13 protein-coding genes are annotated in these 23,159 nt (G+C 40.7%); 6 read left to right on the forward strand and 7 right to left on the reverse strand.

The window, feature by feature from the left end:
• Window positions 1-203: 203 nt before the first annotated feature.
• The 3 genes from galA to AB6735_RS20410 all read right to left on the reverse strand — a co-directional run bounded on the left by galA (window position 204) and on the right by AB6735_RS20410 (window position 8,849).
• Window positions 204-3,074: a beta-galactosidase GalA gene (gene galA / locus AB6735_RS20400; RefSeq protein WP_370997896.1), complete on the reverse strand. Its 2,871-nt coding sequence runs from the start codon at window positions 3,072-3,074 to the stop codon at window positions 204-206.
• A gap of 100 nt (window positions 3,075-3,174) precedes the next feature.
• Window positions 3,175-4,377, reverse strand: a complete 1,203-nt coding sequence (locus AB6735_RS20405; RefSeq protein WP_370997898.1) for a glycoside hydrolase family 5 protein — start codon at window positions 4,375-4,377, stop codon at window positions 3,175-3,177.
• Between the two features lie 299 nt (window positions 4,378-4,676).
• Window positions 4,677-8,849, reverse strand: coding sequence for a two-component regulator propeller domain-containing protein (locus AB6735_RS20410; protein ID WP_370997899.1), 4,173 nt, complete (start codon window positions 8,847-8,849; stop codon window positions 4,677-4,679).
• A 595-nt stretch (window positions 8,850-9,444) separates the two neighbouring features.
• Between AB6735_RS20410 and AB6735_RS20415 the strand changes: the two genes are divergently transcribed.
• The 3 genes from AB6735_RS20415 to AB6735_RS20425 all read left to right on the forward strand — a co-directional run bounded on the left by AB6735_RS20415 (window position 9,445) and on the right by AB6735_RS20425 (window position 15,596).
• Window positions 9,445-10,332: a helix-turn-helix domain-containing protein gene (locus AB6735_RS20415; protein WP_370997900.1), complete on the forward strand. Its 888-nt coding sequence runs from the start codon at window positions 9,445-9,447 to the stop codon at window positions 10,330-10,332.
• A 558-nt stretch (window positions 10,333-10,890) separates the two neighbouring features.
• Window positions 10,891-13,974 carry a SusC/RagA family TonB-linked outer membrane protein gene (locus tag AB6735_RS20420; protein WP_370997901.1) on the forward strand — a complete coding sequence of 1,028 codons (3,084 nt, stop codon included), beginning with the start codon at window positions 10,891-10,893 and terminating at the stop codon, window positions 13,972-13,974.
• 26 nt (window positions 13,975-14,000) lie between these two features.
• Window positions 14,001-15,596: a RagB/SusD family nutrient uptake outer membrane protein gene (locus AB6735_RS20425; protein ID WP_370997902.1), complete on the forward strand. Its 1,596-nt coding sequence runs from the start codon at window positions 14,001-14,003 to the stop codon at window positions 15,594-15,596.
• A gap of 68 nt (window positions 15,597-15,664) precedes the next feature.
• Here AB6735_RS20425 and AB6735_RS20430 read toward each other — a convergent pair whose 3' ends face one another.
• Together AB6735_RS20430 and AB6735_RS20435 are read right to left on the reverse strand one after the other, a co-directional pair.
• Window positions 15,665-16,420: a hypothetical protein gene (locus AB6735_RS20430; RefSeq protein WP_370997903.1), complete on the reverse strand. Its 756-nt coding sequence runs from the start codon at window positions 16,418-16,420 to the stop codon at window positions 15,665-15,667.
• A 185-nt stretch (window positions 16,421-16,605) separates the two neighbouring features.
• Window positions 16,606-17,073: a CAP domain-containing protein gene (locus tag AB6735_RS20435; RefSeq protein WP_370997904.1), complete on the reverse strand. Its 468-nt coding sequence runs from the start codon at window positions 17,071-17,073 to the stop codon at window positions 16,606-16,608.
• Between the two features lie 190 nt (window positions 17,074-17,263).
• Between AB6735_RS20435 and AB6735_RS20440 the strand changes: the two genes are divergently transcribed.
• From AB6735_RS20440 to AB6735_RS20450, 3 genes are all read left to right on the forward strand, one after another.
• The gene (locus AB6735_RS20440) at window positions 17,264-18,049 is read left to right on the forward strand and encodes a response regulator (RefSeq protein ID WP_370997905.1); all 786 of its coding nucleotides are present in this window, start codon (window positions 17,264-17,266) and stop codon (window positions 18,047-18,049) included.
• 294 nt (window positions 18,050-18,343) lie between these two features.
• The gene (locus AB6735_RS20445; protein WP_370997906.1) at window positions 18,344-20,356 is read left to right on the forward strand and encodes a cellulase family glycosylhydrolase; all 2,013 of its coding nucleotides are present in this window, start codon (window positions 18,344-18,346) and stop codon (window positions 20,354-20,356) included.
• Window positions 20,357-20,466: 110 nt separating this feature from the next.
• Entirely contained in the window at window positions 20,467-20,619 is a 153-nt protein-coding gene (locus tag AB6735_RS20450) for a hypothetical protein (RefSeq protein WP_370997907.1), read from the forward strand.
• A gap of 56 nt (window positions 20,620-20,675) precedes the next feature.
• Here the strand turns inward: AB6735_RS20450 and AB6735_RS20455 are convergent, their stop codons facing one another.
• On the reverse strand, window positions 20,676-21,578 hold the full coding sequence (locus AB6735_RS20455) for an AraC family transcriptional regulator (RefSeq protein ID WP_370997908.1): 903 nt from the start codon (window positions 21,576-21,578) through the stop codon (window positions 20,676-20,678).
• Window positions 21,579-21,875: 297 nt separating this feature from the next.
• Entirely contained in the window at window positions 21,876-23,117 is a 1,242-nt protein-coding gene (locus AB6735_RS20460) for an NAD(P)/FAD-dependent oxidoreductase (RefSeq protein WP_370997909.1), read from the reverse strand.
• Window positions 23,118-23,159: the final 42 nt, after the last annotated feature.

Raw genomic sequence — 23,159 nt, forward strand, 5'->3', positions numbered from 1 at the left:
TGGTACGCCCCCTGAAGAAAACAAAGCGTTGCCATGCAGCATCCCTATTTTTTCTTCCAGCGTCATTTTCCTGATGACGCGGTTGATCTTCGTGGTAAGCGCCGCCTCGCTTTTGCTTTGTGCCGAAACTCCGCCAGCCACCAAAAACACCATTATACAGGCAATCGTATATTTCATAATATTCATTTCTTTAGGTTTTAACATTATTTAGTTGAAATCTCCACAACTGATTCTTTTAACCCCGGCGACCCTGCTTTTAAAATTATAGTTCCCGGCTGCCCGGTCGATTGTACGATAACCTGGGCATACCCGTTAAACAATTTCCGTTTATATGGTGCCGGAGGATAAACCAGTTGAATTAAACCGGGATCTGTATTAACACTCGCCCAGATATTTGCTTTAAGCAATGGCGTAGCCACAATAGCTATCGTATTGGTGCCAGGGTGCAGCAATGAGGCATCAAGCTTAAACTCCTGTTTTCCATCACTTTCTTTGATTTCATGCCCAATTTCTTTACCGTTAATATAAATGCTTTGCAGCTTGCCAATATTTTTACTAAAAAAGGTAGTGGTTGCGGTAGCAAAATCAGCGGGCATAGTGAAGCCAGCCCTGTAAACTATCGCTTTTACCTTTCGGCCAAATTCATCATCCCGGGTATCTTTAAAAGCGGCTTGCCAGCCAGTGTCATCATAGTCCGCCGCTACTTCGGTCTTCACATTTAATTCTTCGACAAACTTTTCCTTTAAATTACTGATGTTAACCAGGTTGATCTGTTCCACATATTGATCCGGCTCAAGTGAGGTTTGATTTCCATTTCCTACACCTATAATTTTACCAGGGCCATTGATGGAAAAACCGATCTCATTTTCGGCCGTTGGCACATTCAGTTTGTTTTTATCCGTAGCTTGTACGGTAATAACGGTAATATCCCTTCCGTCGGCTTTGATCACCTGCCGGTCAGCCAGCAATTTCACCTGAGTGGGTAATAAGGTAGTTTTAACAACGTCCTGCCCTACTCTTACACCTTTTTTATAGCCAATGGCTTCCAGTGTTCCAGGCTGATATTTAACCTGCCATTCCAAATGTCCGTTTGGCTCCATTGTTTTTTTACCCAGGCTTTTTTTATTTAATAAAAGTTCCACCTCGTCACAATTACTATAAGCACATACCCTTATTTCCTGGCCTTCCTTACCTTGCCAGTTCCAGTGTGGCAGCAGATGTACTACGGTTTGATCCGTCCACCATGATTTTAAATAATAGTAATCGTCTTTAGGAAAGCCACAGGCATCAACCATACCAAAATAGGATACTACCGAAGGCCATCCAAACGGTGTAGGCTCGCCGCGGTAATCAAAACCCGACCATATAAACATTCCCGCCAGGTAAGGCCGCGCCGCATAATGTTTCCAACCTTGCTCCAGGCTATAAAAAAAGTCGTTTTGCTTTCTGTCGTATGCAACAAGTTGCTGCTTGCCCATATCATCTTCATAAATCCCTCGTGAGGCCACTGTCGATCCTTCCTCGGTACCCCAGCTAAACTGGTTGGGATACTTTTTATGTTGTTCGTCGGTATTTTTAGTTGCTACATAATTATAGCCCAGCACATCTATTACTGTTGATATTCCATTGCCAATGCCACCACTTATTGCCGCAGTGATATAACGGCTCGAATCAATAGATTTGGCAAAGGCCTGCATTGTAGCGGCTATACGCGCCCCGGTAATATTCCCTTCAATGCCCCACTCTTCGTTCCCTATTGACCAGCTGATGATACTGGGATGGTTTCGATCTCGCAGGATCATCCGCTTCACATCATTCAACTCGGTTGAGGCTACACCCATTAAGCGGTTTTCATCGATAACCAACATACCTAACCTATCGCAGGCGTCCAACAGTTCGGGTGTTGGTGGATTATGCGAGCAACGATAAGCATTGCAACCCATACTTTTCAACGTACGAATCCGAAATTCCTGTAAAGCATCGGGCAAAGCAGCGCCCACACCGGCATGATCCTGGTGATTATTGGTTCCTTTTATTTTAACATGCTTCCCATTCAGAAAAAAGCCCTCGTTTGCATCAAACCTGATGGTACGTATCCCAAAAGCTGTTGCATAACGATCAGTAACTGTTCCGTTCTCCTCAACCGTAGTCACCAGCCGATGGAGGTAAGGCGTTTCTATCGACCATAGCCGAGGATCGTTAACTGTTAAAATGCTTTTCACATCCTGCGATGAAAAGGGCTTTAAAGTGAGCCCAGTGACCTTGTTTGTCGCAAGGGTCTTCCCATCAGCATCAACAATAGTTTGTGTTATGCTAAAACTTCTCGTTTCTTTATCGGCATTAACAATGTTGGCTGTTGCTGTAACATCGGCGGTATTGTTTTTCACCTGGCTGGTAACAAACGTTCCATTAGTAGCAATATGTAATTGGTCTGTTTTATTGAGCCAAACATGGCGATATATCCCGGCGCCTTCATAAAACCAACCTTCTTCGATGGTTACATCAGCACGTACAGCGATAACGTTATTCCCCCCATAGTTTAAATATTCCGAGATATCATATTCAAAGCTATTATAACCGCTGGGTTCTGTACCCAAATAATGACCGTTAATCCAAACTATGCTGTTACGAAAAACACCATCGAATGCGATGGAGATATGCTTACCCAAATCAGCAGCCGGGACAACAAAAGTTTTACGATACCAGCCCACGCTGGCCTCTGGAAAGTTACGGCCTATTGCCTTTGAACCATGGCTTAAAGTACCCTTTGGACTAAAGGGCTGTTCAACGGCCCAATCATGCGGCAAATTTATCTTACGCCAGCCCCGGTCATCAAATTCCGGTGATGCGGCACCGTCTCCGTACCCTGTTTTAGCTAAGTAAGAGAAACCACCGGTACCATTGTAAAAATCTTTGGAGGGATCATAAGCATGGCCCAAAGCAAACCGCCAATCGTTATCCATGGATAGATGTTCGCGTTTTACGGCAAGTGGTTCCTTATTCCCGGCCATGGTGGGTTCCGAAAAAACTGCAAAAAACAATATCAAAAAATAAAAAAAATGGGTAGACTTCATTTCTGTAAACATGAATTTGAATAAGATTATTTAATACGAATATTGATAGCAGATCCGCGGGTATCTGATCGTTCGCGGATATGATTATCCTGGTAAATCTTTAATTGGCGCCAGCTATAATAGCTTTAATGGTGCGTTGATCAAGCACTTTATTATTACGTCTATCGATGGCAACACCGGTGTCCCAAAAAAATGGTTTAAGGCCATTGGTTATGGCTTGTTGAGTTGTAAATTTTATCCAATAATCCACTGCGTTATGATGGGCCGTCAGATCTTTAGGGGTAGTTCGTCTGTAGGCGCCGTATTCCCCCATTAAAACGGGGATGCCTTTATCCACAAATTTTGCCTTCATTAATTGGAACGCACTCTTTACCTCTGCTTCTTCTCCATAGGTCGGATTTCTGGTAGTATCTGATAGCGAATGATGACCACTTCCCCAATAATAAAACATATGACCCCATGATTCGTCTTTCTCCATCAGGCAAAAATTAAAAGGAGAATAATAATGTACCTCTACCATCAACCGACCGGCAATCTGATCAGCCGGCAGGGCAGACATCAGCTTGTTTGTTTTGGTAATATCAGTACCGGGGCCCTGAACAATCAATACCCGATAACTATTCCTACCCCCGGTTGACCTTACTGCATTAATAAACGTTTGATGATAGGAAAGCAATACTGCCATTTGAACCGGATCATTCGTGCTGGGTTCATTGGCACTTGCAAACATCAGATGCCCATCGAAATCGCGCATAGTTGTTGCTATCTGTTCCCAAAATGCTTTTTGCCTGGCATTGACAGAATCCCTTTTAAGAAGCGTGCAGTTATTTTCCAACCAGCCGCCATCCCAATGAATATTAAGTAAAACATAGATATCATTTTTTACACAATACCCAACCACCTGTTTCACCCGTTTTAGCCATGCATCCTGTATTTTGGCGCTTTTTTTATCTGCATATTGATCCCATGCACAAGGGATGCGAATAGCGTTAAACCCGCTCCGCTTTACAAATTTAATATAGTCTTCTGTAATTAAAGGGTTACCCCAACCCATTTCTCCGCCAGTGGCTTCCATCGTGTTTCCAATGTTCCAACCCAGCTTTATATTTTCAGCCTGCTGCACTGCCGTATTGCCCATTCCTGTTTTATCAGGTGCTTTGGGTGACGTATTATACGAGGGATAAATGCTGCTGATCTTAGCTGTATCCTTCATTACCTTTTCACCAATGTGTCGGGCATCAGCAGGCATAACAAAAGCAGCCAAAAAAATAGCGTACGTACTTAGTAGTACTCGTTTTAACATAGTATTAATTAAACAGGTTTATAAATTGATCTTGACCAATGATCTAACACCTCATGGCATGAGGTGATAAAGATTCGGTATTGGTTTTATGAGTTTAAAATTAAGATATCGATACGCAATCGATTGTTTAGAAATGGGGGCACAAATGTTAATCCAAATCAACAGATTGATTTACAGTTTATTAATACGCAAAACTTGAAATTAAATTAACATAGCGGCTTAAAACCCAATTGAAAGCGTTAACAAATATGGCCTAAACTATGGTGAAGTCAAAGACTGATTTGCTATATCAGCTTCCGTTACCGGGCTTCATTTGGGTGCTGATTATTTTTATTACTGACATATGCTGACGGGAGGCAATTAAATTCGGCTTTAAAAGATCGCACAAAATATTTCTGGCTTTTAAAGCCAACCTTGTACGATATCTGCGATATGGTTAGTTGTGAACTCTCCAGCAATTGAGCTGCACGTTTGAGGCGAATAGACCGGATGAGTTCTACCGGTGATTTTCCTGTTAATGCCAGGGCTCTTTTATAAAGCGTAACCCGGCTAACACACAATTCACTGCTCAGTTCTTCTACCGAAAAATCGGCATTGTCAATATTCTTCTCAATAAGCTGTAATGCCCTTTTGATAAATACTTCATCAAACGATTCGGTCTCTACATCCGTTGGCTTAACATCGAGCTGTTTTTGATAAGTCTTGCGCATATCCTCCTGTATGGCCAGTATATTTTTCAGTTTCGATAAGAGGATCTCGAAATTGAAAGGCTTGGTCAGGTAGTCATTGGCACCGGTTTCAAGCCCCTCCAATTGCTGCTCCTCGCCGGTTATTGCGGTAAGCAGTACAACGGGGATATGCGATGTCCGTTTATCATTTCGTATTTTTCGGCAAAGGTCGATGCCGCTCATTTCGGGCATGCTGATATCGGTAACTACGAGGTTAGGATGCAGGGCTAAGGTTTTTTGCCAGCCTTCCTTGCCATTAGCAGCCTCAATAATTTGAAAAGTCTCATTTAAATTGTCCTTCAAATAAAAACGGAAGTCTTCATTATCCTCAACCAGTAAAACAGTGAGTTTTTTAGCCAGACCAGTGGCGGGTTGAGCCCATCCTTCATCTCCGGTTTTGGACAACTCTGGTATATCCACTTGATTATAAGGTATTTGTTCCGCTGCTTCTGTGATTAAATCAACAGGCAGCAGGATAGTAAAATAGCTGCCCTGTCCCGGTTCGCTTTCTACTGATATTTGGCCATTATGCAAATTTACAAACTCCCTGGTGATTGACAAACCTATGCCACTGCCCTGATTAACCATAGAGTCGGGTACTTCATTCTGAAAAAAGCGTTCAAATATCTTTTCCTGCTTATCCAATGGGATCCCAATACCAGTATCAATAATCTTTATCTCCAGCAAGTGCTTTTCCGGTGTTTTTTCAAGCACTGCCAGTAAAACGCTTACATACCCGCCCTCTGGTGTAAATTTAAATGCGTTGGAAAGCAGGTTAAAGATGATCCGCTCTATCTTATCATGATCAAAGTTGATCACCAGCTTTTCAACTTCCGAATCAAACATAAACCGGATCTGTTTTTTCTCTGCAATGTCAGAGAAGGAGTATGCCATTTCCTTAATGAAACCGATAATATCCCCGCTCCGGGCATGCAACCGGAGCTCCTGCACTTCCATTTTTCGGAAATCAAGCAACTGGTTAACCAGGTTTAATAAGCGTTTGGCATTACGGTTTACCAGTTGCAGCTGATTCTTTTGTTCAACATCTTCCGTATACTTCAAAATTTTATCAACCGGGGCCATGATTAACGATAAGGGGGTTCTGAATTCATGACTTACATTGGTAAAAAACTTGATTTTCATCATATCAAGTTCGTGCATACGCCTGGCTTCCTGGCGCTCATGCTCAATCAACAGCTTTGCTTCTTGTTTTTCCTTTTCAACCGCAAATTGCCTTCTTATTTTTTGTATTCCTCGCTGACGCATCAAAAAAAGAATTCCAATGAAGAGTAATAAATAAATAATATAAGCTAACGTAGATTTCCAGAAAGGCGGCAACACTTTAATTTTTAACGATACATAATCCGGATCCCATCTCCCCTCCTGACTTATAGCCCTTACTTTAAAAATATAATCGCCGCCGTCAAGATTGGTATAGGTAGCCTTACGTGTAGCATTATCTGCATCCAGCCAGTCCTTATCAAAACCTTCCATCATATATTGGTGCTTTACCTTATTCGGATTGAAAAAATTCAGCGCGGCAAATTCAATGGTAAAAACATTCTCGCTATGATTTAGTGTCAATTCCCGTGTTGCCGAAATTGCTTTTGACAATACGATATGTCCATTAAGCTCTTCGTTAGCCTTTATGCTTTTATTAAAGAGCAGAAAGTCGGTAAAAATCAATTTCGGTTTATTGACGTTGGCATGTATACTTAAAGGGTTGAAAATATTAAAGCCATGCCCTCCTCCGAATATTAACTCGCCTTTGCTGGTTTTCAGGGCCGCGTGTATATTAAACTCCTGGCCTTGCAGTCCGTCGGTTTCATCAAAGTTTTCAAATCTAAAGGTGTACGTATCCTTAAATAGTGTAGGTGTTATCCTACTCAATCCGTTCGCGGTGCTTGACCAAATCCTCCCCTGATTGTCCTCCAGTATATCCAATATAGAATTGTCGGGCAGTCCGTTTTTCTTAGTAAGTGAAATAAAAACGTTTGTTGCTGGATTCAGAATGCTCAATCCTTCACGCGTTGTTATCCAGATCAGGCCGCGACTGTCCTCGCAGATACGATTTACATTATTGCTAATTAAATGGTTTGTGCTCCTGGGACTATTGCTGTAATGAGTTATGTGGCCTGTATTTTTCAAGATCACATCTACGCCAAAATATCCCCCTACCCAAATATTGCCTTTTCTGTCCTCAAGGATAGAAGATATGTACGGGCTCCTGATATCCGTTTGTTTAAATGGAAGAGAGAACGTTTTTTTCAACCGGTCAAATAATTGAAGTCCGCCTGCAAATGTGCCTATCCATAACCGGTGAGAAGAATCTTCAAGAATATTCCATACCCGGTTATCAGCAAGGCTGGTCACTACCTTATCGTCATGCTTATAGTGGGTAAAGTTTTTTCCGTCAAAACAGTCCAGTCCGCCAAAGTACGTTCCTATCCATAGTTTCTGCTCATGATCAATGCATAAACTAACAATAATATCATTACTGAGGCTGTTTGAGTTCGCCGCATCGTATTTATATTGCTTAAAGCTGCCTATTTTACGATTAAAGTAGATCAGCCCCCCTCCATTTGTGCCGATCCACAGATTGCCATTCTTATCTTCAACAAACGTATCGACATCCTCAAAAGGCAAACTTCCAGGATCCGAAGCAAAGTGTCTGTAGAGTGGAAACCTGATTATATTTTTATGATAATAACTTACTCCTTCCTTGAAAGTGCCTGTCCACATAATACCAGTATCATCTTTATAAAGGATCACACTATTTTGTCTTAATGATTTGGCATCATCTTCCCTGTTTAATAAGTAAGTGATCCTGGAACTTTTTTTATCTAATATGCTTATCCCACCATGATCTGTGGCTATCCATATCAGGCCGTCATCCGCCTGAACAATATTATTGACAATGTTAGATTTTAGTTTTGCCCCTTCCGATTCTTTTGTAATATGTCGGAATACTCCAGTGGAAGGGCTATAATAATAGACACCCGAATCTAAATTAGGGCTATACAACCATAGATCGTTATCCTTATCAACTGTTATGGCATAGTAACCATCCTTATTGTTGGCGGCTTTATTAACGATATTGGCACGATAAGTAATTGCCTTGCGCTTGACATCAAACTTCTCTACCACACCGTCGCGGTAAGCTATCCAGATATTACCGGCCACATCTTGCGTAATATCCGACACATGATTTGAATATAAAGATGTACTGGAACGATGATCATACCGCCTGGTTGTTTTGCTTAATTCACTATACCGGTAAAGACCAGAATCTGGACACACAAACCAAAAGTCGCCTTTTCCGCCGTGGATTATTTTAGAAACATTGGGATAACTGGGGAGCTTTAGAGATTTGGTCATCAACGACGGGTCATTGTTGAACTGTTCTGTTTCGGAATCATAAAAACTTAATCCACTGCGGGTTGATACCCATAGCTTTTTGTCCGGTCCTTCAAAAATATTGGTTATAAAATCATCAAGAAGAGATTTTTTATCATTAGCATCGTGCTTAAATACTTTAAAGGTGTAACCATCGTAGCGATTAAGACCAGATGCGGTACCAAACCACATAAAACCCTCAGAATCCTTAAAAATACAGTTAACCTGATTATGTGACAAACCACTGCTTCTGTTCAATTGCGAAAACTGATATTTGCTATTTTGTGCAAAAACAGCAGAAATGGTAAATAGGAGGACTAAAACGCCTAAGGGTATTTTATATCTCATGGATTTTGGACGGTCGGGGTATTCATAAACTCAATTAATAGAATAGGCTTTCGGTAATTTACGGAAGTTTTTTCAGATATGGATTCGGTAAATATCAAATTTTAGATATATAAATCCAAAATACTTTATATATGAGTATGGTTGTAATTGATTTACAACTATTAAAATAGCTAAGCCAACCATTACAATTATTATCATTGATGACTTTTCAATCATAGTCTTGATAGTACCTAAACCGGCATCACTAATTCAGGCAGCTCCCGGATGCGGACGGCCCCTATTGAAAAGCATAACGGTAGAATTAAGATCTGCCCCATTTGATCGAAGCTCTTCTTTCCATATATATCTATCACCTCCCTTTAGCTGTCTTAACGAATCCTATCAATGCCAAACAGCATGGCCTGCAAAATGTAAGGTCATCAAATGAATTATTCAGAGGGCTACTTCTTTATATTGGTTGATTCAAACCTACAGTAACAGATCTTTTAAAACTTGACTGAAATGGACTTTTTTTTGTAAAAACCCGACTTTACTACATTTAAATCATTCATATACATTTATATATATTCTGGCAATTTGCATATTTGCAATCCAAATGATCAAAAGAAACCTACAGCATACATTTTCACTTCTTAACGTTGACTATGTAAAGCTTGACTCGAAATGGAATTACAGGAATGTTATCAGCCCCTATTACCGGATTTATTATATCGACGATGGCGGGGGTGAAATATCAGATGCAGACAGCTCATTAAAACTTGAACCTGGCTATCTGTATATCATTCCGAGCTTCACCTTATGTAACCTAACCTGTAATCATTATCTTGGGCAGTACTTTGTTCAATTTTTCGAGGATTCGATCGACGGAAGTTCACTTTTTGCTAATAACAGGACTTTATTGAAAACAGAGGCCACCGAAATGGATGTTAACCTTTTTAACAGATTGCTTCAAATTAATCCCGGAAGGGGAATTAACAGGTCTGACAACCCTAAAGTTTATGAGAAAGACATTTATTACAAAGAATACCAAGAGCTTAATAATCAACAAAACACTTCGGCATACCTGGAAACACAGGGTATTCTGATGATGTTAACCGCCAAATTCCTGAATCCCCAGCTATTCAAACATCCGGAGCGTAAAATTATCCCGCTAAAAATCGCGGAAACCTTAAATTATATTCTTGTCAATTTGCACATGGATCTTTCCGTTCGTCATCTCGCTTCCCGCGTTAATCAAAATGTTGATTATTTTTCAAGGCAGTTTAAACAGCATACGGGAACCAGGCCCTTGAATTATATTAACGAAAAGCGTATTGAGCGTGCTCAGTACCTGATGGCGACGAGCAGAATGTCTTATTCGGAAATCTGCACACAAACGGGGTTTGATAATTTATCTTATTTTTCTAAAGCCTTCAAAAAGTTAACCAGCATGTCGCCCAGTACCTATAAAAAACAAATATTCCAGGTTGGCTTTAATCATTAGCGCAAAACCGTTATGCCATATTAACGACAGGCCGCCGATTCCTCCGGTACATGGAAACTCAATTAAGAATGGCATAAAATGAATCAGTATTTATAAATACCATCATCGGCATAATCAGTGCTTCAATTATACATCATACTGCATTTTTATAAATGTTATTAAAACAATTAATTAAGTCTAAAGTGCAGCATCGATGATAATGCTTTCATCTGTAAAAAAGCAAAAAATGGCTGCTAGTGATTACTTGGGAAACATTTGTATCCCTATTTATTAACAAAAATGCCCTTTAAGCTTACTTCATAAAGATTATTTTTAGCGGTCAATAATAAGCCAACAATCCATTTCTCAAAATGTACAATCGTGAGGAGTCCTATCGGCCTTACATTACAATCGATTGCGTTCATTGTTCGCTTTTATTATTGTTATTTAAACAATTTATAAATATCAAGTCAAAATCAAATTATGAGAATTAAAATTACCAATTTAACAAGATTGTTAAGACCAGCAAGATTGCGGCACTTGCTTCTACTACTGGTGTCCATTAGCGCTCTGCCTGTTATGGCCCAAACTACCACCATTAAAGGAATAGTTACATCGGCCGATGATAATAGCCCGCTTCCCGGTGTTACAATAGTCGAAAAAGGAAAACAGAATGGCATCATTACCGGTGTTGATGGTTCTTACTCCCTTAATGTACCCGAAGATGCTACCCTGGTGTTTTCCTTTATAGGCTTCACCAGGCAGGAAATTAAATTAAACGGAAAAACAGTAATTAATGTAAAGCTCCAGAGTGACAGTAAAGCCCTTAATGAAGTAGTGGTTATTGGTTATGGTACGGCCCGGAAAAAGGATTTAATAGGATCAGTAAATGTAGTAGCCGCTAAAGATGCGGGTGCCAATACCAATACAAGTGCAGCACAGTTGCTTATTGGTAAAGCCTCTGGTGTTCAGGTGTTAAATTCAAACGGCACCCCAGGCTCAAATGCCCAGATCATTGTACGCGGTACAGGCTCATTTACTAATGTGGAGCCATTGTATGTAATTGATGGCATACAAGGCGATGCCAATCTTTTTAACACCATCAATCCACAGGACATTGAGAATATTACCATTTTAAAAGATGCGGCATCTACTGCTATTTATGGTGTAGCCGCCGCAAATGGTGTAGTTATAGTGACTACAAAAAAAGGGAAAAGTGGTACTCCGCAAATATCATTTGACTCGCAGGTCGGTACTTCATCGGCCTGGAAGCAACTCGATCTGCTTAAAGCAAACGATTATGTTGCTCTCCTAAAAGATATAGCCGCTACTAATAACCTTACGCCTCCGGCCAAACTAAGTACCCCTTTTGTATCGGTTGATCGTACCGACTGGCAAAAAGCTATTTTCAAAACGGCTTTATCTACCCAAAATAATGTAAGCGTTAATGGCGGCAGTGATAAAGTGACATATAATCTGTCGATAGGCTATCTAACCCAGGAAGCTATTGTTAAGGATTATAATCTGAAAAGATTAAACAGCCGTTTTTCGTTAGACGAAAAGCTCGGGCGTTTCCATTTCGGCCAAAGTCTTAATGTGCGTTATACCAATACCAATGGCCAAACAGCCAGCATACTTAATGCAATTACATATGCACCATACCAGCCTATATATGATCCATCTATTTTAGGGGGCTACTCCATCCTCACCAACGTTGATGACAACAGTAACGCTGTCAATCCATTACAATCATTGGGCGTTCAAACACTATCAAGCAACGATCTGGTCTTATATCCACAGTTTTTTGGCGAAGTAAATATTATCAAAGGCTTAACGCTCAGGTCGCAGTTGGCAGGGGTATATGGCAATTCCACAAATGATTCATACCAGATACCTTATGTAACTTCAAACAACCTGGCCTATAGCCGCCAGGCGGGTCGTGCATTTAACAGTTACAATAATTATACTTTTGAAAACTATCTGTCGTATAACCGTACTTTTGGAAAGCACAATATATCGGCAACAGCCGGTACCAGTTATATTGATGCGGGATCAAGTAAATACCTGAGCGTATTAGGTACTGGAATGTTAAATGATAACGTCAAAGATATAGGCGTAGCACCAACCATCACCAGCCAGGCTAATACATCAGGTTATTATACACAATTTGGCCGGGCTATCTCCTATTATGGTCGTTTGATATATACATTTAATGATCGTTATATACTGTCAGGTAGCATCCGTCGTGATGGCTCATCAAACTTTGGTCCTCAAAGCCGCTATGGTAACTTCCCGGGAGCAGGCTTTGCATGGCGCTTTACCGAAGAGGATTTCGTAAAATCGGCACTTCCATTTATCAGCGACGGTAAATTACGTATAGGCTGGGGCCGTACTGGTAATAACAAGTTTGGTTTAACCACTACACAAGTATTCACCTTTAGTGGTACTCCAACCGGCAACCTGGTTTATTCGCTTGGTCAGAATGAAGCATTTGTAAACGGAACAACAGTAGCCACCATTGCAAACCCGTTATTAAGATGGGAACAAACAGATCAAACAGATATCGGGCTTGATCTTGGTTTCCTGAACAATCAACTTACTGTGGCTCTTGATTATTATAACCGGAAAAGCAGTGGCTTATTGGTTGCTATTCCAATACCAACAAGTGTCGGTATAGGTGGATTGAATGGAATTGACAGCAGGTTAGTTACCAATGCTGCTAATGCCCAAAATAAAGGCTTCGAATTTCAGGTGGCTTACCGGGGCAAGGTTAACGACTTCAATTACAATGTCAGTGTAAATGGTGCTTATAACCAAAACAAAACCTTATCACTGGGTACCCAATCGCCAACGCCAATCATCGGGGGATACTTTGACAACTTAAATGGCATCACCTTAACACAACCAGGCTCGCCTATTGGCGCTTTTTACGGGTACAAGATGGATCATGTAGCCAGGAATCAGGCAGAAATTGACGCGTTGAATGCCACTGCCAGGCAAAAAACAGGTGATCCAAATGCCGTATATCAGGCAGGTTTATTACCCGGCGACTTTATATTCAAAGACCTGAACAACGACGGTACCGTTGATAGTAAAGACCAAAAAGTACTGGGCAGTTCCATTCCCAAGTTTATATATGGTTTTAATGCAGGCGCTTCCTACAAAAACTTCGATCTGAACATCGTTATCTCCGGCGTTCAGGGAGTTCAATTAGTTAACTCGCTTAAATTCTTCACCGAAAACGCCTCAACCGGGCATAACGCTTCTACAGCAATTTTAAACAGATGGGAAAAACCGGGCGATGTTGCCTCCTTGCCACGGGCAGGCCAGAATGTTACGGCAACTGGCAATTTGAGACCTTCTGACTTTTTTGTTGAAAATGGCTCCTACCTGCGGGCACGCAACATTACTTTAGGTTATACTTTTACCAAAGCAGCCCTGAAGTCATTCTCGGGTAATGTATTGAGCAGGTTGCGGGTTTATATTGCTGCGCAAAACTTATTTACTATAACCGGATATAAAGGATATGACCCAGAAGTAAGTACGCAAACCAATGGTGGCGTTAACGGTGCAGCTACCGACTATATATTTAACCGGGGCATTGATGACGGGCAGATACCACAGCCACGTACATTTTTAGCGGGTATACAAGTTGGGTTTTAATGATGAAAAATATTAAAGATATAATTATGAAAAAATATATTAAGTATCTGATAGTTGTGATTTTAATGATCGCGACCGGGGGATGTAAGAAGGATTTGAATTTACAAAATAAAAGCGCATTTACTTATGATACCTATTTCACCAGTGATGCAGCTATAAATCAAGCCGTTATAGCCAGCTATGCTACCTTATTACATACCGGTTTATGGGCCCGTGAATGGTATTATATTTTTGATTTGCTAGGCTATGATGCCAAAAATGCACAACCACTGCAAGGTGATCTTTTGGCCCTTGCACAATATAACTTCGCCCCTAATCAACCGCAGTTGGATGCCATGTGGTCGTCGCTGTACCGCCTCATCATGCGATCAAATGTGGTGATTAACCGCGCTCAAGCCTGGAAACCGGCTAACACAACCGAACAAGCAAACCAAAAGCAATACATTGCCGAAGCTAAATTTTTAAGGGCTTATGCTTATTTTAATCTGGTTAATTTGTATGGCCGGGTGCCCTTGCGTAAAGAATACATTCCGCTGCCAACGCCAGACCAGATCAATCTGCCCCGTGCTGCTACTGCCGATATATGGGCCTTTGTTGAACAGGATCTGAAAGATGCGGAAACTGATCTCCCTGTTTCTTACCCCACGGCCAGTTTCGGTCGCGCTACCAGGGGAACTGCTGTTGCACTGCTTGGTAAATCATACCTGTATGAAAAAAAATGGAGCGATGCGGTTACTGAACTAACGAAACTGACTCAGGCCCCGTTTAGTTATTCATTGGCGGCTCAATATAATGATCTGTTTGACGATCCTAATCAAAATGACCCTGGCAAAAATCCGGAAACCATTTTCCAGGTAATGAATCAAGCCTGGACCGATTGGGGTATCGGTAACCAGTATGCTCCCTTTGGTGGCCAGGAAACATGGGGAGGAAAAGCAACCCATTCTGCCCGGGCGCAGGAATACGGCTTTAACGACTGGAATAATACGTACATTACAACTACAGCTGTTAAAGCTTTTACATACCCCAATCCCCAAACCAATGCTACCTATGTTGACCCAAGGGCAGCTTATACTTTTTATGGCGATGCAGCCAGTGGTGGTGAAACACAATACTGTCAGCAATGCTCAACCGGGCCGGTAGCCTTTCCATACGCTACAACAGGGTATAAATATTTAAAATATGAATACTACAATAAGGTAGCAAGTTACGGCGGTCCGCAAAGCGGTATTAACGGGCAGGTGATCCGTTATGCAGATGTACTGCTTATGCTTGCAGAGGCTTATATACAGCAGGGTAATACAGGTAGCCAGCCCTTGGCTCTGATTAACCAGGTGCGTAGCAGACCAAGTGTAAACGCTCCATTATATAGTTCATTGGGTGGGCAATCAGCTGCGATGGCCATCCTGATGCGTGAAAGACAATTGGAATTAACAGGCGAACAATCTCGTTATTTTGACCTGATACGCTGGGGAATTGCCAAACAGACGATCAATACGGAAAGACAAACAGAAGACGGCACCCAACCTTTCCAGGATAAGAATATTTTATTGCCCATTCCTTTTTCCGAAAAAAATGCCAATCCTAATGTAGCAAAAGACATTAGTGGCGACTGGAACTAATAATGATAGTTATATATAAAAAAAGACCGGTAATGATACCGGTCTTTTTTATTGCGCCATAAGGTAATTTAATTCACCGTGGCCGAATAACTATTAGAAGTAAAATTAAGACCGCCGCTTGATGAGGTAATTTCAAAACCAAACTGAACTTTATCAAGGGTTGTAAAATTCACACCTTTACTTTTTATAAAATTCAATATATCCTTTATATTCACTGTTCCAGATGTTTTTTGACTATTATCTAAAAAGGAATATACGGCATTTGATCCGTTTGAGCCTTTATACACGGTATAAGTAGGGCCACCCGAAGTTGGTGTTACATTGGTATAAGTCGCTACCGGATTACCATTGGCATCATAACTGGCTGCAATTGGTTTTGCGCCGCCACGCCAATTTTCCCATATCATAATTTCATAAGCATAGTTATTGCACCATATATCATATGCACTTTCAAAATTTCCACTACTGGGTACGGTTACGTTAAAGCTACTTTTCACCGTATTTAAGGCACTAAAGGTTCTATTAACAGGATAATCTACATTGGGATAGGATTTTACACCATTGGTATTCGGATGATTTGCCCATACGCCCCAGTTACTATATGAATTTGCCCAGATGCTTTGCGGACCAGCTCCGCTTCCCCATATATTATTTTCGATATAATAACCACTGCCGGCATTCCAGGAACCATATTGTGCCGATGACGACCAATTGGCTTTCACTTCGGCATTGGTGCTAACCGGGTCTGGGGTTGGAGACTGAGCTTCTTTTCGGCATGCGACCATTGCAAGGACCATAACCGGGAATAAAAATACTTTTTTCATAACTTTAGATTTTTGTTTATTGGTTTCCCAAATTAAACCCATAGTTATTCAAAAGACTTTCACTAATTACTCAATTTCTTTCACTAATTTCTCAGATCAAACAAATTATAACTTATACTTAACATCAAGATAATAAACATCCACATCCTTAGTATACCTCAGATCTTTTGATAACATCAGGGCATTTACCTTCCAAACTCCTGAACCCATAGTGTACTATACCTTGCAGCTCCTAATTCCCTGTACATACTGTCCATCATCGCCCTGCAATGGTCTTCGCTTTTTTTCCAGGCATCAATTACCTGTTGAACATTGTTATAACCGCTGCCAATATTTTCACCGATATACATGCCTGTATAACCGGCCTCCTGCGCTCTCTGGATTGGAGACGAACCTGTTGGAGCTATATGATCAAAGTAATGATTAACGGCCATATCTTTTGCATGCGCCTGGGCGGCAACCTGTAGCTTATCATTCCATATAACAACCGGAACAGGGGGCATATGAATAGTACCACAGTTGCAGCCTGTAGTCCTCAATGTATTAACAGCATTAAGCATTTCCTGCCGGAGATCCTCTGCTGCGACCTGATCTTTTTTGCAGCCACAAAACATCAGATAAAGCAGTATACTGAACTTGACGATCTTTTTCATATAAATTGCGAATGATGCGATTACCAGATGGCCGCTAAAAGAAAATTAAGTTAAAAAATTATTCTTAAAATAATTGTATTTAATACACCTGAAATATTTTTATCTTTATAAATAACAAGGCGTCCTGCCTGTAAACCTACCTATGAGTGTTCAAATTAATGCCAATATCCCATTGAGGGATAACTCTTTATTGAAAACATCTTATGATGAGGAAAGACCTCTGGTGCATGTTATTGAAGATAATTATGATATGCGGATGGAAATAAGGGATGAATTTAAGAGCGATTATCGTGTTATTGATTCAGAGAATGGCTTAGTCGGGTTCGAAAAGAGCATCGCATCGATACCTGATATTATAATAAGCGACATACAAATGCCAGGAATTAATGGGATCGAATTGTGTAAATTATTAAAGAAAGACGAGCGCACAAACCACATACCCATTGTATTGATTACAGGCTATGATGACGAAAAAGGCCAACTTATTGGCTTGAAAAACGGCGCCGACGATTATGTAACCAAACCTTTTAGCTTTGGCATTTTAAGGGCGCGGGTAAATAACCTGGTTAAAACACGACAATTATTATTGAATAAATTCTTAAATGAATCTCATCAATCACAAATTAAGTCAGGATCTGTTAGCAGCCACGATATGCTCTTAAAAAAAGCTTACGAAATTATTGACCAAAATATAAGTAACTCTACCTTTGAAGCTAATGACTTTGCCCGAGCCATGGGTATGAGTCGGGCACAAACTTACCGAAAAATAAAAGTGGTTACGGGCCTGTCAGTTAAAGAGTTTATTCGAATCACCCGTTTAAAAAAAGCGGCGGGATTGCTCCTAATCGGTGATCATAATATCTCGGAGATCGCTTATAAGGTTGGATTTAGTTCCGGAGCTTATTTCTCATCTTCATTTAGTCATTACTTCAAAATTTCGCCGACCCGCTATGTTATTCTAAACAAAAGCAAGTAATTGTTTCATAGTCCTATGATTATTTAGCCTTCCTAAGAAATAATCAACGGTACAGACGCCGCTATCTACATAAAAATCCGCACAGATTTGATAATTTTTATACAATTTTAACATTTCAGACCCTATTTTCTAACCTTTGTGCCTCACCGGTTATTTGTTTCTTCAATAATTTTATCAACCAATTAGTAAACCCGGTACTCATCAAAAACATGCCTTGTTTTATTAATTATCCTGCCTTGCGAAAATAAAATCTAACCAATTAAACCGGCTCAGGCCTGTAATACATATCGAAAAATGGAACTAATGTTAGACTCTGCGCCACGCGGAGTAGCAACTGCCTCATTATTGACCTTTTTAATAAGTACAACCGTTGTAAAAGGCGGTCATTATACTTTGCAGAAAGCAGTAAATGCCGTCTCTGTAGCAACTGCCTGTCTGAAGGCTATTATCAACAAAACTGCACATCATATCATTTGTATAAACCTGGGCAATAACGAGACACACACGCTCATCCGCCAGGATTATCAGACACATAAAACGCTATTAACCAATCATTTAACCAATTATTCACCGCGACAAATTTATACGTCGTCATTAAACCAATTTTTTATGAAGAGAACTTTAAATTATTTTATGTGCATCCTTGCAATTCTTACCTTAACAAGATGCAAGAAGCAGGCAATCGTTGACCAGGGTGTTAAGCAACCTGTTCCCAAAACAGTTAAGACATTGGATATAACCAGCTATCCAAGTTACAACACATCTCCTCTTCCGCCTGATCAAACGGGGGTAAGCAGTACGGCGGCTCAGCTCGCCACAAAATTCCAGTTAGGATGGAATATTGGCAACACACTTGAGGCAACAGGAGGTGAAACAGCATGGGGTAATCCTACGGTGACCCAGGCCCTTATCGATCAGGTTAAAAAAAGTGGTTTTACTGCCGTCCGTATCCCCTGTAGTTGGGACCAGTATGCAAATCAAACCTCGGCCCAAATTCAGCAAACATGGCTTGATAGAGTTAAGCAGGTTGTTCAGTACTGCGTTAACGACGGTTTGTATGTTATACTAAACATCCACTGGGACGGCGGATGGCTGGAGAACAATTGCACCACCAGCGCACAGGCAGCAGTTAATGCCAAACAAAAGGCCTTTTGGGAGCAAATAGCCACGCAAATGCGTGGTTTTGATGAACATGTGATCTTTGCCAGTGCTAACGAACCTGCTGTATCAGACGCCACAGGGATGAATGTACTGCTTTCTTATCATCAAACGTTTGTTAATGCGGTTAGGTCAACCGGTGGCCACAACAGTTACCGGGTGCTGATTATTCAGGGGCCCTCTACCAATATAGATTACTCGAACACTTTAATGAACACTCTTCCCACAGATCCGGCATCCAATCGCCTGATGGTTGAAGTACACTATTATACTCCCTTTAACTTTGCTGGTTTAAGCGCTGATGCAAGTTGGGGGAATATGTTTTATTATTGGGGCAGTGGATATCATTCTACAACCGATGGTTCACGAAATGCCACCTGGGGTGAAGAGTCAGATGCACCTGCTGAGTTTCCATTAATGAAGACCAAGTTCATTGATAAAGGCATTCCGGTTATATTGGGAGAGTATGGAGCGATCCGCCGGCTAACAACGCTTTCCGGAGATGCATTAACACTACATCTTGCCGGCAGGGCGTACTATCTTAACTATATTACCCATCAGGCATTACAATACGGCTTACGCCCATTTTATTTTGATGATGGATCGACAGGAAACAATGCGTTCAGACTCATTAACAGGCAGGCTAACGGAGTAGCCGATCAACAAGGTTTAGCCGCTGTAGTACAGGGAATGCAAAATGGAACATCTTCAACCATTCAGGTTGGACAAGTTTATCAGATTTACAGCAGAAACAGTTTTAAGGCTCTGGAATTCGCTGGCTTTGGAACGGCTAATCAAACACAGGCCGACCAATGGGAATATTTGGCGGGAGCAAACCAGCAATTTAAAGTAGAAGATGCAGGAGGAGGCTATTATAGATTAACCCCTATGCATGCCACCGGAAAGTGTTTGGAAGTTTATGGCTGGAGCACCGCTAATGGCGGACAGGTGGATCTATGGGATTACAGCGGTGGTGCAAATCAAAAATGGTCTATTCAGATAACCGATAATGGATATTATAAGATCATTAACGCAAATAGCGGAAAAGCTTTGGATGTTTCGGGATCATCGCTCAATAACGGTGTTGCAATAGACCAATGGACTTACTCCGGAGGCCGCAACCAACAGTGGGCGTTTGTGAAAATCTAAATTAAAATACAACTATATTATTTTACAAAAATAAAATCTCTAATGCCTTTATTTCAAATAAGGCATTAGAGATTTTACATTGTTATACTACTGTTCCATTATTTAATCGCATGGCAGAATACGTACTGGCTAAAACTTCGGCCAACTCCATGACCACCTTAATCCCGGATAACCGTATACCCCACTTTTTCGGCCTTAGTTTCTATCCATTTTCCAATATCAGCAATTTTTACTCCCTCACTAATCTGAGAAATCGCCTCTAATAATATTTCTTTCGAAGTATCTGCATGCCCTGAATATCCTCTCCTACTGCTATGTTTTAGCTGGCGGCCCTGTTCAGGTTTACCAAATTGCTGTGATAGGTATCCAGATAGCCGCGCGGCGAACTGCCTATAACGTATTTAAACACCCGGTTAAAATTGGTTATGCTGTTAAATCCACATTTATAGGCAATGGAATTGATGCTTTCAAATTTATGAGCGATCAATTTTTTGCAAGCTTCATTAATCCTGATCTCATTTAAAAATGAAATAAAAGTATGACCGGTATGCTTTTTAAAATAGCGGCAAAATGACTCTGGCGTCATATAAGCAACTTTGGCTACATCTTCCAGCGTAATGGGATCGCTGTAATGCTGCATAATAAAATTATATATCTTCCCTATGCGTATACCCTCGTTTTCGGTAATACCGGGTAAATTGCCGTAGGAAGATAGTGGATCTAATTTGTCTTTTAGATTTGTTAAACCCTTCAACAGATATAAAAACTGCACAAGCTGATCGGAGCCTGAAGCATTTTTTAAGTTGATCATTATTTTTGTTATCTCATCAGTACTGTCAACCGGAATTTTAAACCCTTGCTGATGTTGTTGCATAAATATCCTGCCTTGAGCCATCTCCGGCAGATCAAACAAGGAGGCCAGCGCCCCTTCCGGGTCAAAAAATATGGTTAAGGCTTCTACTTGCTTATGGACATTTTGAACAAAGTATTCAGGATTGCTTTTAAATACATGTGGCAAGTTTGCTCCTAATAAAAATACATCACCCGCCGAATAATCATGCATATTGTTTCCAGCTATCAAAGTACCCTCCCCCTGCCGTATCCAGGTGATCTGGATCTCCTTATGCCGGTGCAGATATGGGTAATGATGGGGCAGGCAAACTTTTTCTACTATCACACTTTTATCGTGGGGCAACGGGATGGTAAATTGTAAAACTTTCATCTTGATATGAATTAATTCTTCCTGAATTTACATTTACTTAACTTAAAAAACTAATAATTTGGAATAATAGGATAATATTTGGTTACTATTTGATAATTTATTGTGATAGGCAGATAAAAATTGCTTTAAAAATGAATGATCAATCCATTTTTTATTGTTAAATAAACAATTTTAAAATATACAATAATGAATATCAAATATGCATATTTATAATTGTACATTAAACAATTGTAAATATACTATTAGTGGATACTTCCTCAATAAAAGTATAAATAGTACGGATATTTTGAATTTACCCTACCGTTCGGGAGCAAATTCATTGATATTGATAGATGTTGGTTTGCCCGAAATAACTTCTGTCACTAGTAAACCTGTGGCTGCACCCAAACTTAAACCCATCATGCCATGCCCGGTGGCTATGGTAAGGTTTGCGTATTTATTACTGCGACCAATGTAGGGTAACCCATCAGCTGATGCCGGTCTGAAGCCAAACCAGATATCTTTTTGCTGTGGAACTGCCGGTTTAAGTTCGGGAAAGTACTGCGGTACAGATTCCACTATCCCTTTTACCCTGCTCATGTTTACCCGGTTGTTGATCCGGTCAAGCTCCATGGTCCCGCCGTAACGCAAGCCGCCGTTCATGGGTGTAATGGCAACCCTGGCTTCGGCCAGTAAAGCTGGGATCTGCATTATTTCCGTATTATCCTGAACATTGAAGGAGTATCCCTTGCCTGGCATCAGCAGAATTTTTAGTCCCAACAATTTGCCTATCGAGGACGACCATGAACCACCAGCTACTACATATTCATCGGCAATAAATTCTTCCCCGAATGATAGTACACGGCTTACTTTGCCATTGAAAGTCTCAATTTTTGTAACCTCTTTATTGGTAACCAGGTTAACGCCTACAGTTCGTAAATACCTTAACAAAGCAGCCATTAACTTATTGGGCGAAAGATGCGCATCGCAACCATAATGTACGGCACCTAATACATCCAGCTTAAGTTTGGGTTGCAGCTTCATGCAATCAGCAGGGCTAAGCACCTTCATATCCAAACCTAACTGTCGTCCCTTTTCAGCCATGTGAGCTTCTTCCTCCTCGGCTTTTTCGGTTTTATAAAACATCAGGATACCTTTTTCAACCAGATCAAATTCAAAATCAGGCTCCTTGCTCAATTCCTGATAAAGTTTTTTACTGAGTAAGGATAGTTCTGTTAAAGGTATAGCGGACTTTTCTACATGCGTTGCATTAGCCTTTTTCAGAAATTTAAGCCCCCATGATATTAATTCCGGATTTAGCGAGGGTTTCACATAAAACGGACTTTTACTGCTAAACATCCAGCGGATACCCTGGCTTACCATACCGGGTGTGGCCAAAGGAATAAAATGGCTTGGTACAATCATACCGGCATTTCCATAGGAGCAATTATCGGTCATATCCCCTTTATCAACCACAGTAACCTGGTGCCCTGCTTTATGTAAGTAATATGCAGAGCTCAAGCCAACAATCCCGCCGCCAATAATCAGCACTTTAGCCATAATATATTTTGAACTATTGAAATATTAGATTTTTTAAATAAA

This window comes from Mucilaginibacter sp. RCC_168 (assembly GCF_041355315.1).
Classification (GTDB): domain Bacteria; phylum Bacteroidota; class Bacteroidia; order Sphingobacteriales; family Sphingobacteriaceae; genus Mucilaginibacter.

Coding starts and splice junctions, on each gene's coding strand:
- galA (WP_370997896.1), bottom strand. CDS start 3,074: ATGAAGTCTACCCATTTTTTTTATTTTTTGATATTGTTTTTTGCAGTT.
- AB6735_RS20405 (WP_370997898.1), bottom strand. CDS start 4,377: ATGTTAAAACGAGTACTACTAAGTACGTACGCTATTTTTTTGGCTGCT.
- AB6735_RS20410 (WP_370997899.1), bottom strand. CDS start 8,849: ATGAGATATAAAATACCCTTAGGCGTTTTAGTCCTCCTATTTACCATT.
- AB6735_RS20415 (WP_370997900.1), top strand. CDS start 9,445: ATGATCAAAAGAAACCTACAGCATACATTTTCACTTCTTAACGTTGAC.
- AB6735_RS20420 (WP_370997901.1), top strand. CDS start 10,891: ATGGCCCAAACTACCACCATTAAAGGAATAGTTACATCGGCCGATGAT.
- AB6735_RS20425 (WP_370997902.1), top strand. CDS start 14,001: ATGAAAAAATATATTAAGTATCTGATAGTTGTGATTTTAATGATCGCG.
- AB6735_RS20430 (WP_370997903.1), bottom strand. CDS start 16,420: ATGAAAAAAGTATTTTTATTCCCGGTTATGGTCCTTGCAATGGTCGCA.
- AB6735_RS20435 (WP_370997904.1), bottom strand. CDS start 17,073: ATGAAAAAGATCGTCAAGTTCAGTATACTGCTTTATCTGATGTTTTGT.
- AB6735_RS20445 (WP_370997906.1), top strand. CDS start 18,344: ATGGAACTAATGTTAGACTCTGCGCCACGCGGAGTAGCAACTGCCTCA.
- AB6735_RS20450 (WP_370997907.1), top strand. CDS start 20,467: ATGGCAGAATACGTACTGGCTAAAACTTCGGCCAACTCCATGACCACC.
- AB6735_RS20455 (WP_370997908.1), bottom strand. CDS start 21,578: ATGAAAGTTTTACAATTTACCATCCCGTTGCCCCACGATAAAAGTGTG.
- AB6735_RS20460 (WP_370997909.1), bottom strand. CDS start 23,117: ATGGCTAAAGTGCTGATTATTGGCGGCGGGATTGTTGGCTTGAGCTCT.